Below are 12,272 nucleotides of genomic sequence, written 5' to 3'. Positions count from 1 at the left end.
ATCGGGGGCAGGGTGCTCCACTTCCCGTCGGCGATGTCGTACATCTCCACGACGTTGAGCACCATCGTCGGTTCCTCGCCGCCGGCCACCACGATGCGGCCGTCGATGTAGGTCGCGCCGTAGCTGCCGCGCGGGGTCGGCATGCCCACCAGCTTGGTCCAGGTGCCCGATTGCGGGTCGAACCGCTCATTGGCCGCGGAGTTCTTGTCGGCGGCGAGGAACCGACGATGGTGCTCAACGTCGTGGAGATGTACGACATCGCCGACGGGAAGTGGAGCACCCTGCCCCCGATGCCCACCGCGCGCCATGCCGAGGTGGTTGCGACGGTCGGGAACACCGTCTACTGCATCGGCGGTGCGAACCGGCCGACCCACGAGGGCCCGATCGCGACGGTCGAGGCGCTCGACTTCATGTAGCGACGACGGCCATGAGCGCTCGACGGTGAATGGGTTCGTCGACTGGTTGTACGGCGCCAAGCGGTGGATGTATCGCGGTGGCAGGCAAGGCTTTTCGGCCAGAGTGATGAATCGGCTGTCCGCGCTGCAGTATTCGGCCGGTGTCCTGTCCCCGGCGCGGGCGATGACCCTCGAGGTGCTTGGTCGGCGGTCCGGCCGGGTGGTCTGTGTCCCCGTGGTCGTCGTCGACTACGACGGCGCGCGCTACCTGGTTTCGATGCTCGGCAACGAGGTGAACTGGGTGCGCAATGTCCGCGCCGCCGACGGGCGGGCCGTCCTGCGGCGTGGGCACCCCGAACCGGTGCGCCTGCTCGAGGTCGCCACCGCGGACCGCGCGCCCGTCTTGCGCCGCTATGTCGCGGTTGCCCCGGGCGCGCGCCCCCACATCCCGCTGGGCCGCGACGCCCCCTTGTCGGAGTTCGACGCGATCGCCGGACGCTACCCGGTGTTCCGGATCACCCCCGACGATCCGTCTCGTCCGAAAGGGCACGGGCACGCCGGTAGGTGCTGAGGAACAGCACCGCCAGCACCAACTGGACGACCAGGACCGGCGCCATATAGGCGAAGCGCACGAGGCCACTGCTCACCGCGTACCCGCCCGCGGCCGCGAGGCCCACCAGCACCGGGCACACGGTGAGCAGCAGTACCCCGCGCCGCTCGACGGGTGCGCGGCCGGCCCACACCAGCAGCGCCGTCCAGCCGGCCATCAAGGCCGCGCACAGCGCGGCGGCGTAGCGGTAATCGGGGGTTGGGGCGAACCCGTGCAGACCCAGCATCGCGGCGGCCACGCGCGGCGCCAGCAGCGGCACCACCATCGCGGCGTCCACCGCGGCGCCTGCCCAGTAGGCGAGGCGCAACATGCCAGTGCCATCCGCCATCGACCTCACCTGCCAGGAGCCCTCGAATTCTGCGGTCTCAGGATTTCGACGCCCGCCGCGACCGGATAGAGGCCAAGGTCACCTGGTCGGGCCGTCGATCCCGCGCCCGTTGTTTTACCTGCGCCAGATAGGGGGATCCCACATCGAGCCGGCGCCCAGCGCCGGGTGGAAACCGATCTGATGGGAGCCCGGAATGAACAGCAGCGCTATCTGGATCGTGGTCGCGGCCGCGGCGGTCCTGTTGATTCTTGTGGCCCTCGTCGCGGTCGGCAGTATGCGGCGCCGCCGCCGCCAGCGGCAGGCCGAACAGATCCGCGAACAAGCCAAGGTGGCCCAGGCCCAGGTCGAGCGGCGTGAGGCGCTTGCGCAGGAGACGGCCGCCAAGGCTCGCGCCGCGCAGGCCGAGGCGGAGGTCAAGGCGGCCGAAGCCGCCCGGCTGCAGGAGCGGGCGGCCCAGCACCAAGGCGAGGTCGCGGCGTCGCGCGAGCAGCTGCAGGAGCAGTTCAAACGCGCCGATGAACTGCACCCGGAGGCCGCCGCGAAGCCGGCGGGTGAGCACGACGATCCCAACGCGGTGCCGTCCCCGGAGTTGCACGAGCCGACGACCGAGGCGGTGCGGCACGAGACCTACCGTGGCTGATTGAGCTAGAGCCAGGTGTCCTGGGTGGTGGCGGTGAGGAACGCCTCCAGGTCGTCGCGCCACTGCGCGGGCGTGGTCTTATCCGGTTCTATCCCGGTGTATTCGCCGCGATAGAACAGCAGCGGCCGCGGCTTGATCTTGGGTGCCTCCGACAGCGATTGCACCGCGCCGAACACCACGAAGTGATCGCCGCCGTCGTGCACGGACGCCACCGTGCAGTCGATGTGGGCCAGCGACCCGTCGATGATCGGCGAGCCGAGTTCGGAAGGGTGCCAGTCGATCCCGGCGAACTTGTCGGGTTCCTTCGATCCGAACCTGGCCGACACGTCCTTCTGCTTCTCCCTCAGCACGTTGACGCAGAACCGGCCCGTTGCCTCGATGGCCTGCCAGGACCGCGACACCTTGGTGGGGCAGAACAGCACCAGCGGCGGGTCCAGCGACAGCGCCGCGAACGACTGGCAGGCGAAGCCGACCGGAACGTCGTCGTGCACCGTGGTGATGATTGTGATGCCGGTGCAGAACTGGCCCAGCACCTGCCGGAAGGCCCGCGGATCGATCGGCGCAGACATGACTATCCGCGGGCGCCGACCGTGAAGTCGTGGCCCCACAAACTCACGGCGGTGCTTTCCCGCGCGACCCAGTCGTCGTCCTCGACTTGCCTTCCCTCGCAGCCGAATTCGACGTCGAATCCGCCGGGCGTCTTCATGTAGAACGACAGCATCAGGTCGTTGACGTGCCGGCCCAGCGTGGCCGACATGGGCACCTTGCGGCGCAACGCCCGGTCCAGGCACAGCCCCACGTCGTCGGCTTCCTCGACCTCCATCATCAGGTGCACGATCCCGCTCGGGGTCGGCAGCGGCAGGAAGGCCAGGCTGTGGTGGCGCGGGTTGCAGCCGAAGAACCGCAGCCACGCGGGCGCCCCGTCCGCGGGCCGGCCCACCACCTGCGGCGGCATCCGCATCGAGTCGCGCAGCTTGAAGCCGAGCACGTCCCGGTAGAAGTGCAACGCCTCGTCGTCGTCGCGGGTGGACAACACCACGTGGCCCAGACCCTGCTCGCCGGTGACGAACCTGTGCCCGTAGGGGCTGACCACGCGGCGGTGCTCCAGCGCGACGCCGTGGAACACCTCCAGGCAGTTGCCCGACGGGTCGGAGAACCGGATCATCTCGGCGACCCGGCGATCCGCCAGCTCGGCCGCGGTGGCCTCCTTGTACGGCACGCCCTCGACGTCGAGCCGGTTCCGGATCTCTTGCAGGCCTTCGGCATTGGCACACTCCCAGCCCGCCTCCAGCAGGTGGTCGCGCTCGCCGGGCACGATCACCAGCCGGGCCGGGAAGTCGTCCATGCGCAGGTACAGCGCACCTTCGGTGTTGCCCTTGCCCTCGACCATGCCGAGCACCTTCAGGCCGAATTCACGCCAGGCCGCCATGTCGGTGGCCTCGATGCGGAGATAACCCAGCGAACGGATGCTCATCACGCGCCTCCAAGGAAATCAACGGTCAACTTGTTGAACTCGTCGAACTTCTCCACCTGCGCCCAATGCCCACACTGCCCGAAAACGTGGAGCTGCGCACGCGGAATGGTCTTCAGCGCGACCAGCGCGCCGTCGAGCGGGTTGACCCGGTCCTCCCGACCCCAGATCAACAGCACGGGCTGGCGCAGCCGGTGCACCTCGCGCCACATCATGCCGAGCTCGAAATCGGCCCCCGCGAACGACATTCCCATCGCCCGGGTCGCGGTCAGCGATTCCGGCGTGCTGGCCAGCGCGAACCGCTCGTCGATCAGCTCCGGCGTGATCAGCTTCTGGTCGTAGACCATGACCCGCAGGAAGGCCTCGAGGTTTTCCCTCGTCGGTTCGGCCGAGAACTTCCCCAGCCGCTTGACGCCCTCGGTCGGATCGGGGGCGAACAGGTTGATGCTCAAACCGCCGGGCCCCATCAGCACCAGCCGGCCGGCCCGGTCCGGGTAGTCGAGGGCGAAGCGGACCGCGGTGCCCCCGCCCAGCGAATTGCCCACCAGCGGAACGCGTCCCAGGTCGAGCTGGTCGAAGAGGCCCTTGAGCGCGCGCGCCGCGTAGTGGTTGAACTGGCCGTGCTCGGCGCGCTTGTCGGAAAGCCCGTAGCCGGGTTGATCGACGGCCAGCACATGGAACCGCTGTGCCAGCACTCCGATGTTGCGCGAGAAGTTGGTCCAGCTCGCCGCGCCGGGCGCCCCGCCGTGCAGCAGCACCACCGTCTGGTCGTTGCCGACCCCGGCCTCGTGGTAGTGCAGCTTCAGCGGTCCGTCGACATCGACTTCGGCGAAGCGCGAGGTCGACTCGAACGTCAACTCCCCCGTTGTTGCCGTCATTCAGCGCCGCTCCTCTCCCCCGCAAGCGGGAGGTGCCCCCACATCGCTCCCTTGCTCTGCATCGTCGCCGGCGCGCATCGGCTAGACCATGGTGTCGCCGGGCGGCAACCCGAACTCGTTGTTCCCGAAGATCTGGTATGCCCGCTCGGGGTCGTTGGCCGCGTGCACCCGGCCGGCGTGCGCATCGCGCCAGAACCGTTGCACCGGTTGGTCGTTGCCGAGCGCGGTGGCGCCGGAGGCCTCGAACAGCCGGTCGATCGACGCGATCGCACGCCCGGTCGCCCGCACCTGGTCGCGGCGGGCGCGGGCGCGCAGCTCGAACGGGATCTCCTTGCCGGCCGACAGCAGCGCGTACTCGTCGGCGACGTTGCCGCTCAGCTGGCGCCACGCCGCGTCGATGTCGCTGGCCGCCTCGGCGATGCGCACCTTGGCGAACGGGTCGTCCTTGGCCTTCTCGCCGGCGAACGCCGCGCGCACCCGCTTGCCCTGGTGCTCCACGTGCGCGTCGTAGGCGCCGTAGGCCATGCCGACGATCGGGGCGGAGATGGTGGTGGGATGCATTGTGCCCCAAGGCATCTTGTAGACGGGCGCGGTGTTGGTCTGGTACCCGCCGGCGGTGCCGTCGTTCATCGCCTTGTAGGACAGGAACCGGTGGCGGGGCACGAAGACGTCCTTGACGACCACGGTGTTGCTGCCGGTGCCGCGCAAACCGACCACATGCCACACGTCGTCGATGCGGTACTCGGAGCGCGGGATCAGGAAGCTGCCGAAGTCGACCGGGCGCCCGTCCTTGATCACCGGACCGCCGAGGAAGGCCCACGTGGCGTGGTCGCAGCCGGACGACCAGTTCCAGGAACCGTTGACCAGATATCCGCCGTCGGTGACCACGCCCGCGCCCATCGGCGCGTACGAGGACGAGACCCGCACGTTCGCGTCCTCGCCCCAGACCTCCTCCTGCGCCTGCTGGTCGAACAACGCCAGATGCCAGTTGTGCACGCCGATGATGGAGCTCACCCAGCCGGTGGAACCACACGCGCTGGCCAGCCGCCGCACCGCCTCGTAGAACAGGGTCGGATCGCATTGCAGTCCGCCCCACTGTTCGGGCTGCAGCAGGGTGAAGAAGCCGATGTCCTGGAGATCCTGAACGGTCTCGTCGGGCAGCCGCCGCAAATCCTCCGTCGCCTGAGCGCGCTCCCTGATCCGCGGCAGCAGATCGTCGATGTCAGCCAAAACCGACTGCGCGTCACGCTGTTGAATGGACGTCACTTAAGTTTGCCTCCTGAGAGTGCGGACTTACACCAGAGACTAGAACACGTTCCGATTTGTGTCGAGCAGGGTATTCCTGCGGCTGGTAGCGATATGAATCGGGTTTTCTGTAACATGTTCTAGTTGTGACGAGAGGGAGGATGGGCCTTGGCCGAGGCCAATCTCGACGAGCCACTCGGTGACCACGTCCTTGAGCTGCAGATCGCGGAGGTCGTCGCCGAGACCGACGACGCGCGGTCGCTGGTGTTCGCGGTCCCCGACGAGCCGGGCGACCCCGACATCCCGCCCGAGCGGCTGCGCTACGCGCCGGGCCAGTTCTTGACGCTGCGCGTTCCCAGCGAGCGCACCGGCTCGGTCGCCCGCTGCTACTCGCTGTGCAGTTCGCCGTTCACCGACGACGCGCTGACCGTCACGGTCAAGCGGACCGCGGACGGATACGCGTCGAACTGGCTGTGCGAGCACGCGCGGGCGGGCATGCGGATCCACGTGCTCGCCCCATCGGGCACCTTCGTGCCGAAAACCCTCGACGACGATTTCCTGCTGATGGCCGCCGGCAGCGGGATCACCCCGATCATGTCGATCTGCAAGTCGGCCCTCGCCGAGGGCGGCGGCCAGGTGACCCTGCTGTACGCCAACCGCGACGAGAAGTCGGTGATCTTCGCCGACGCGCTACGCGAATTGTCCGCCAAGTACCCGGACCGGCTGACGGTGGTGCACTGGCTGGAATCGCTGCAGGGCATGCCGAGCGTCGCCGCGCTGGCCAAGCTCGCCGCCCCCTATACCGATCGACCGGTGTACATCTGCGGGCCCGGACCCTTCATGGACGCCGCCCGGCAGGCGCTGGATTCGCTGAAAGTGCCCGCGGCGCAGGTGCACATCGAGGTGTTCAAGTCGCTGGACTCCGATCCGTTCGCGGCGGTGAAGATCGACGACACCGCACCGGGCGACCAGCCGCCGGCCACCGCCGTGGTGCAGCTGGACGGTGAGACCCACACCGTGTCGTGGCCGCGCAACGCCAAACTGCTCGACGTCCTGCTGGCGAAGGGTCTCGACGCGCCGTTCTCCTGCCGGGAGGGCCACTGCGGCGCGTGCGCGTGCACCTTGCGCAGCGGCAAGGTGAGCATGGAGGTCAACGACGTGCTCGAACAGCAGGACCTCGACGACGGCCTCATTTTGGCCTGTCAATCTCACCCCGAATCTGATTCGGTAGAAGTCACCTACGACGAGTAGTCGCGGGATTAGGTTCACCGTTAGGGTTGGCGAACCGAAAGGGGAGCAGCATGAAGCGGCTGATGACGGGGTTTGCGGTGGTCGGATCGGCGTTGGCGTTGCTGCCCTGTCCCGCCGCCGGCGCGGCCAGCAACACCGCCACCACGTTGTTCCCGCTGGACGGGCCGAACCAGCTGGAGACGCGCGCGGTCCTCAATTGCTTCAAGTCCGACGGCCACTGCGACTTCACCGCCGGAGCGGACATGCTGACGCCCGACGGGGTGACCGGCTTCCCGTCCGGCCTGTGGGCCCGCCAGACCACCGAGATCCGTTCGTCGAACCGGCTGGCCTATCTGGACGCGCACGCCAACGGCGAGCACGAGCGGGTGATGAAGTCGATGGGTTCCGACGAGATCACCACGGTGTACTTCGGCGAGGGCCCGCCGGACAAGTACCAGACGACCGGCCGCATCGACTCCACGGATTGGCAGACGGGCCAGCCCAAGACCGACAACAACGTCATCATGTGCACCCACATCCAGGTGGTCTATCCCGGGGTCAACATCACCTCGCCCAGCACGTGCGCCCAGACCACGTTCTCCTGAACCGTCCCGCCGCCCAGATTGCGCCCACGGTCGCGATTTCCAACATCCGACTGCTCCGGCGGCACTTTCGACGGCGTGACACGGAGGTACTGATACTGTACGAAACCCCTTGGACTGCTTCGGTTTGCGTGTAACGACCCGCGGCTTGGCAGAGCAGCCACTCAACTGAATGCTGATGGACGAGAGGACAAGAGGGAGTCACTCCATGTCGATCCCCGAGCAGCAGCCCGCCCTTGCCATCAACCATGTCGGCGTGACGGTCCCCGACATTCATGCCGCCATCGGTTGGTACGGCACCGTTTTGGGTTTCCGTTGCATCATGGGTCCGCGAGTCCTCAAAACCGCCGAGCACGCGGAGGCGGCCGGGGTGTTCGGCCGTCGGTTTCACGAAGCCTGGCAGGCTCACCTGCTCAGCGGCAACTCCGTCGGTATCGAGCTGTTCCAATTCATCGACCCGCCAACCGGCGGGCCGCGACCGACGGGCGAGGAGGTGCCCTGGGTCGAACGCGGGCTGTGGCACCTCTGCATCACCCACCCCGACGTTGCGGCCATGGCCGACCACATCGTCGATCACGGCGGAAAGTTGTTGGCAGCGCCTTACCATTTCGTGCCCGGGCGGCCCTGGGTACTGGCTTACACCGCCGACCCATGGGGCACCGTGATCGAGATCATGAGCCACAGCTACGCCGAGGCGTTCAGCAACTGGCCCCAACCCGGGCAGTTGACGCCGCCCACGCTGGCGCCGCGGCCCGGGCGCGACGGTACCGGCACCTAGCGCGCCGTTCGAAGATGGCTGATCATGGGTGAGCGCGTAACACTCACGGGGACGCAGCAGACCGCGCTGGTCACCCTCTACGGCAAGGCGCTGGAGAGCCGCCGGCCCGATTCCATCCTCGGCGACCGCGAAGCCGACAGGGCCGTGCGGCGCCTCGACTACGACTTCAGCCGCCTGCGCATGCGCCGTCGCGATCAACAATCCTCCGCGGTGCGCTCCAAGGCCTACGACCGGCGGGTGAAGGAATACCTCGACGGCCACCCCGCCTGTGTCGTCTTGCATTTGGGCTGCGGGCTGGACACGCGGGCCTACCGCGTCGACCCGCCGGCAACCGTCGACTGGTACGACATCGACCTACCCGATGTCATCGCGTTGCGCCGCAAGCTGTTTGAACCGCGCCCCGGACTGCACGTTGTCGGCGCCTCGGTCAGCGACCCGGCGCTGCTCGGCGGGATCGCCGGGGACCGGCCCGTTCTCGTGGTCGCCGAGGGGCTGACACCGTATCTACGGCGCGCCGACGGCGTGGCGATGCTGCGGCGCATCGTCGGGCATTTCGAAGGCGGAGAGATGCTCCTGGACGGCTACAGCCGGGCCGGAGTGTGGCTCCTGCAGCGCTACCCTCCAGTCAAAGCCTCGGGCGCGCAGCTGGATTGGAGCATCACCGATCCGCGCGAGCTGGAACGGGCCGTGCCGGGTCTGGTGTTCGACTGTGAGTGGTGGTTCGCCGACGCCGAAGACATCCGCCGGTATTACTCGCCGTGGTATTGGTGGCTGATGCAGGCGCTCTTCCGGATCACGCCGGTGAGGCACTTGGGCCGAGGCCTGCAATACCACTTTGGGTCAGACGCCTGAGAAGACCGCCGGCTGCCTCACCGACATTGCCGCGACGGCTGCGATCGATCAGAAAACCACGACCACAGCGGCAATCTCGCCGCGGACGCCGTCAGCGCGGCAGTCCGAGGAGCCGCTCGGCGGCCACGGTGAGCAGGATCTGCTCGGTGCCGCCGGCGATGGTCAGGCACCGGGTGTTCAAGAAGTCGTAGACCGCGTAGTTGCGCACCAGCCCGCCGCCCTCGGAGACGTCCATCATGTACTCGGCGAGCGCCTGCCGGTAGCGCACCCCGATGAGCTTGCGCACGCTGGACTGCGCGCCCGGGTCCTGCCCGCCGACGGCGAGCTGGGCGATCCGCTGGTCCAGCAGCGCGCCGGTCTGGGCGATGACGATCAACCGGCCGAGCCGATCCTGTTGTGCGGCATCGAGGTCGAGCTTCGCCAGCACCTTGAGCAGCTCCTCCATCGGGTTGCCCAGCGCGGTGCCGGTGGCCATCGCGATGCGCTCGTTGGCCAGCGTGGTCCGCGCCAGCCGCCAGCCGTCGTTCACCTCGCCGACCACCATCTCGTCGGGGACGAACACGTTGTCCAGGAAGACCTCGTTGAACAGGGAGTCGCCGGTGATCTCGCGCAGCGGGCGGATCTCGATGCCCGGTGAGCGCATGTCGACCAGGAAGTAGGTGATGCCCTTGTGCTTCGGCGCATCGGGATCGGTGCGCGCCAGGCACACCCCCCACCGGGCCTTGTGGGCCGCCGACGTCCAGACCTTCTGCCCGGTGAGCAGCCAGCCGCCGTCACCCCGCACCGCCTTGGTGCGCAACGACGCCAGGTCCGAGCCGGCGCCCGGCTCGGAAAACAGCTGGCACCAAAGGAATTCACCGCGCAGGGTGTCCGGCACGAAGCGCTCGATCTGCTCCGGCGTGCCGTGCTCGAGGATGGTCGGCGCGGCCCACCAGCCGATCACCAGGTCCGGGCGGACCACGCCGGCCGCCGCCATCTCCTGGTCGATCAGCAGCTGTTCGGCCGGCGACGCGCCACGCCCGTGCGGAGCCGGCCAGTGCGGCGCCTGCAGCCCGGCCTCGGCGAGCGCCGCCTGCCGCTTCTCCTCGGGCAGCGCGGCGATTTCCGCGACGGCGGCGGCGATCTCCGCACGCTGGCCCTCGACGTCGGTGAGGTCGATGCCCAGGCGCCGCCGCACACCGCCCTGCGTCAGCTCGGTGACGCGGCGCAACCAGCGTTCGGCGCCGCCGAGGAAGCTGCCGATGGCGTGCGCTCGCCTCAGGTACAGGTGCGCGTCGTGCTCCCAGGTGCAGCCGATGCCGCCGAGCACCTGGATGCAGTCCTTGACGTTCGCCTTGGCGGCGGCGATGCCGATGCTCGCCGCCAGCGCGGCCGCGATCGAGAACTGGTCGGGGTCGGACTCCGCGGCAGCACGCGCGGCGTCGGCGGCGGCCACCTCAGCCTGTTCGGCGCGGCACAGCATCTCGGCGCACAGGTGCTTGACGGCCTGGAAGCTGCCGATCGGCTTGCCGAACTGCTCGCGGACCTTGGCGTAATCGACGGCGGTGTCCAGCGACCACCGGGTCACGCCGGCGGCCTCGGCCGCCAGCACGGTCGCCGCCAGTTCCTCGACGCGCTCGGGCGACTCGATGACGGTGGCCGGCGCGGACGTCAGGACCACCCGGGCCAACGGCCGGGAGAAGTCGGTGGCCTCCAGCGGCTCGATCTGCACGCCGTCGCTCTCGGTGTCGACCACCAGCCACTTCCCGTCGGCGGGCAGCAACAGGACGCCGCCGTCGGCGGCGCCCAACACCCACGGCAGGGCGCCCGACACGCGCGAGGTCTGCCCGTCGAACCGGGCGCCACCTTTCAGCGCCAGCCCGGCGAAGCGTTCACCGGCGGCCAGTTGCCCCAGCAGGTCGGGGTCGGTAACGACGAGCGTCGCGAGCGCGGTGGTCGCCACCGGACCGGGCACCAGCGCCTTGGCCGCTTCCTCGACCATCGCGCACAGGTCCTCGACGCTGCCGCCCGCTCCGCCATGCTCCTCGGGGATCGCGACACCGAAGATGCCCAGCTCGGCCAGGCGGGCGAACACCGGACGCCACGCGTCCGTCTCACCGCGCTCGACCTGGCGAATCGCCGTCGTCCCGCCGGGCCCTGACGTCGCGTTGCGGGCCCAGTCGCGCACCAGGGCGCGCGCGGCGAACTGTTCGTCTGTGACGGTCGCTACCACCCTCGGGACCTCCGCGTCCTTCGACTCGACGTGACATGGGGCCTACGACCCCTAGCTCTCGATTGTCCGGTCTGCCTCTGGTCGCTGCGCAACCCGGCCTCGTCGCAGACTAGAACGTGTTCTAATAGTGCCAGCGATCGACCGTCAAGTCGAACGCCATCGCAGCAGCACACGCGGCTGTCCCGGCGGTACGGAGGTGGGAAATTCACACTCAGCATGCGTATCGTTTGCAAGCGAGCCGCCAGGAACAGGAGCAACCCTTCAGATGCCAGCCAGTGCCAACTCGAAGGCCACCTCGAGCCGCGCTTCTGACTCGCAACCGCGCGAGGTGATGAACGTGGCGGTATTGGCCGAGTCCGAACTCGGCTCGGAGGCCCAGCGGGAACGGCGCAAACGCATCCTGGACGCCACCATGGCCATCGCGTCCAAGGGCGGCTACGAGGCGGTCCAGATGCGTGCCGTCGCGGACCGCGCCGACGTCGCGGTGGGCACCCTGTACCGGTACTTCCCGTCGAAGGTGCACCTGCTGGTTTCGGCGCTGGGCCGCGAATTCAGCCGCATCGACGCCAAGACCGACCGCTCATCGGTCGCCGGGGGGACGCCGTTCCAACGGCTGAACTTCATGGTCGGCAAGCTCAACCGGGCGATGCAGCGCAATCCCCTGCTCACCGAGGCCATGACGCGTGCCTACGTCTTCGCCGACGCGTCCGCGGCCAGCGAGGTCGACCAGGTCGAGAAGCTCATCGACTCCATGTTCGCCCGGGCGATGGCCGATGGCGAACCGACCGAGGACCAGTACCACATCGCCCGGGTGATCTCGGACGTCTGGCTGTCCAACCTGCTGGCCTGGCTCACCCGGCGCGCCTCGGCGACCGACGTCAGCAAGCGACTGGATCTGGCCGTGCGGCTGCTGATCGGGGACCAGAACGGCGGCTAGCCTCGCCGCCAGACAGCAGCGGCGATCGCAAGCGCGGCGTAGCCGGGCGCGGCGGGTCGCCGCCAGACAGTAGCGGCGATCGCAAGCGCGGCGT

At 68.7% G+C, this 12,272-nt stretch carries 14 protein-coding genes and 1 pseudogene; 8 read left to right on the top strand and 7 right to left on the bottom strand.

Annotation, left to right across the window (positions count from 1 at the left end; all coding sequences use genetic code 11):
- Positions 1-224: pseudogene (locus tag A9X04_RS30000) on the bottom strand (kelch repeat-containing protein); the annotation flags it as partial.
- A 3-nt stretch (positions 225-227) separates the two neighbouring features.
- On the opposite strand from A9X04_RS30000, the gene A9X04_RS23210 reads away from it, so the two are divergent.
- Positions 228-416, top strand: coding sequence for a hypothetical protein (locus A9X04_RS23210; protein WP_369804503.1), 189 nt, complete (start codon positions 228-230; stop codon positions 414-416).
- Positions 417-441: 25 nt separating this feature from the next.
- On the top strand, positions 442-966 hold the full coding sequence (locus tag A9X04_RS23205; protein ID WP_231985802.1) for a nitroreductase/quinone reductase family protein: 525 nt from the start codon (positions 442-444) through the stop codon (positions 964-966).
- Here A9X04_RS23205 and A9X04_RS23200 read toward each other — a convergent pair.
- The gene (locus tag A9X04_RS23200) at positions 911-1,333 is read right to left on the bottom strand and encodes a hypothetical protein (RefSeq protein WP_142393481.1); all 423 of its coding nucleotides are present in this window, start codon (positions 1,331-1,333) and stop codon (positions 911-913) included. The genes A9X04_RS23205 and A9X04_RS23200 overlap by 56 nt on opposite strands.
- A 193-nt stretch (positions 1,334-1,526) precedes the next feature.
- Between A9X04_RS23200 and A9X04_RS23195 the strand changes: the two genes are divergently transcribed.
- Positions 1,527-1,973, top strand: a complete 447-nt coding sequence (locus tag A9X04_RS23195) for a hypothetical protein (protein WP_067925562.1) — start codon at positions 1,527-1,529, stop codon at positions 1,971-1,973.
- 5 nt (positions 1,974-1,978) lie between these two features.
- Here A9X04_RS23195 and hsaB read toward each other — a convergent pair whose 3' ends face one another.
- The 4 genes from hsaB to hsaA form a co-directional block, all read right to left on the bottom strand.
- Positions 1,979-2,542: a 3-hydroxy-9,10-secoandrosta-1,3,5(10)-triene-9,17-dione monooxygenase reductase subunit gene (hsaB, locus tag A9X04_RS23190; RefSeq protein WP_067925559.1), complete on the bottom strand. Its 564-nt coding sequence runs from the start codon at positions 2,540-2,542 to the stop codon at positions 1,979-1,981.
- Between the two features lie 2 nt (positions 2,543-2,544).
- The gene (gene hsaC / locus A9X04_RS23185) at positions 2,545-3,447 is read right to left on the bottom strand and encodes an iron-dependent extradiol dioxygenase HsaC (protein WP_067925557.1); all 903 of its coding nucleotides are present in this window, start codon (positions 3,445-3,447) and stop codon (positions 2,545-2,547) included.
- Positions 3,447-4,322 carry a 4,5:9,10-diseco-3-hydroxy-5,9,17-trioxoandrosta-1(10),2-diene-4-oate hydrolase gene (hsaD, locus tag A9X04_RS23180; RefSeq protein ID WP_067925554.1) on the bottom strand — a complete coding sequence of 292 codons (876 nt, stop codon included), beginning with the start codon at positions 4,320-4,322 and terminating at the stop codon, positions 3,447-3,449. Before hsaD ends, hsaC begins: the two co-directional genes overlap by 1 nt.
- A gap of 81 nt (positions 4,323-4,403) precedes the next feature.
- The gene (hsaA, locus tag A9X04_RS23175; protein WP_067925551.1) at positions 4,404-5,588 is read right to left on the bottom strand and encodes a 3-hydroxy-9,10-secoandrosta-1,3,5(10)-triene-9,17-dione monooxygenase oxygenase subunit; all 1,185 of its coding nucleotides are present in this window, start codon (positions 5,586-5,588) and stop codon (positions 4,404-4,406) included.
- Positions 5,589-5,735: 147 nt separating this feature from the next.
- On the opposite strand from hsaA, the gene A9X04_RS23170 reads away from it, so the two are divergent.
- The 4 genes from A9X04_RS23170 to A9X04_RS23155 all read left to right on the top strand — a co-directional run bounded on the left by A9X04_RS23170 (position 5,736) and on the right by A9X04_RS23155 (position 9,029).
- A complete protein-coding gene (locus A9X04_RS23170) occupies positions 5,736-6,818 on the top strand; it encodes a ferredoxin--NADP reductase (protein ID WP_067925547.1) in 1,083 nt (360 codons plus the stop codon).
- Between the two features lie 50 nt (positions 6,819-6,868).
- Positions 6,869-7,402 (top strand): hypothetical protein, encoded by a 534-nt coding sequence (locus A9X04_RS23165; protein WP_067925544.1) that lies wholly within the window; start codon positions 6,869-6,871, stop codon positions 7,400-7,402.
- Positions 7,403-7,607: 205 nt separating this feature from the next.
- A complete protein-coding gene (locus A9X04_RS23160; RefSeq protein WP_067925541.1) occupies positions 7,608-8,177 on the top strand; it encodes a VOC family protein in 570 nt (189 codons plus the stop codon).
- Between the two features lie 24 nt (positions 8,178-8,201).
- Positions 8,202-9,029 carry a class I SAM-dependent methyltransferase gene (locus A9X04_RS23155; protein ID WP_067925538.1) on the top strand — a complete coding sequence of 276 codons (828 nt, stop codon included), beginning with the start codon at positions 8,202-8,204 and terminating at the stop codon, positions 9,027-9,029.
- 91 nt (positions 9,030-9,120) lie between these two features.
- Here the strand turns inward: A9X04_RS23155 and A9X04_RS23150 are convergent, their stop codons facing one another.
- Positions 9,121-11,241, bottom strand: a complete 2,121-nt coding sequence (locus tag A9X04_RS23150) for an acyl-CoA dehydrogenase (RefSeq protein ID WP_067925535.1) — start codon at positions 11,239-11,241, stop codon at positions 9,121-9,123.
- A gap of 337 nt (positions 11,242-11,578) precedes the next feature.
- Here A9X04_RS23150 and kstR point away from each other — a divergent pair, with 337 nt between their 5' ends.
- Positions 11,579-12,178 carry a cholesterol catabolism transcriptional regulator KstR gene (kstR, locus tag A9X04_RS23145; protein ID WP_040621610.1) on the top strand — a complete coding sequence of 200 codons (600 nt, stop codon included), beginning with the start codon at positions 11,579-11,581 and terminating at the stop codon, positions 12,176-12,178.
- The last annotated feature ends 94 nt before the right edge of the window (positions 12,179-12,272 follow it).

The sequence above is a fragment of the Mycobacterium sp. E3247 genome, assembly GCF_001667785.1.
Classification (GTDB): Bacteria; Actinomycetota; Actinomycetes; order Mycobacteriales; family Mycobacteriaceae; genus Mycobacterium.
Note: the sequence above shows the minus strand (reverse complement) of the source record. Positions and strands in the feature narration are given on the sequence as shown.

Coding starts and splice junctions, on each gene's coding strand:
- A9X04_RS23210 (WP_369804503.1), top strand. CDS start 228: ATGGTGCTCAACGTCGTGGAGATGTACGACATCGCCGACGGGAAGTGG.
- A9X04_RS23200 (WP_142393481.1), bottom strand. CDS start 1,333: ATGGCGGATGGCACTGGCATGTTGCGCCTCGCCTACTGGGCAGGCGCC.
- A9X04_RS23195 (WP_067925562.1), top strand. CDS start 1,527: ATGAACAGCAGCGCTATCTGGATCGTGGTCGCGGCCGCGGCGGTCCTG.
- hsaB (WP_067925559.1), bottom strand. CDS start 2,542: ATGTCTGCGCCGATCGATCCGCGGGCCTTCCGGCAGGTGCTGGGCCAG.
- hsaC (WP_067925557.1), bottom strand. CDS start 3,447: ATGAGCATCCGTTCGCTGGGTTATCTCCGCATCGAGGCCACCGACATG.
- hsaD (WP_067925554.1), bottom strand. CDS start 4,322: ATGACGGCAACAACGGGGGAGTTGACGTTCGAGTCGACCTCGCGCTTC.
- A9X04_RS23165 (WP_067925544.1), top strand. CDS start 6,869: ATGAAGCGGCTGATGACGGGGTTTGCGGTGGTCGGATCGGCGTTGGCG.
- A9X04_RS23160 (WP_067925541.1), top strand. CDS start 7,608: ATGTCGATCCCCGAGCAGCAGCCCGCCCTTGCCATCAACCATGTCGGC.
- A9X04_RS23155 (WP_067925538.1), top strand. CDS start 8,202: ATGGGTGAGCGCGTAACACTCACGGGGACGCAGCAGACCGCGCTGGTC.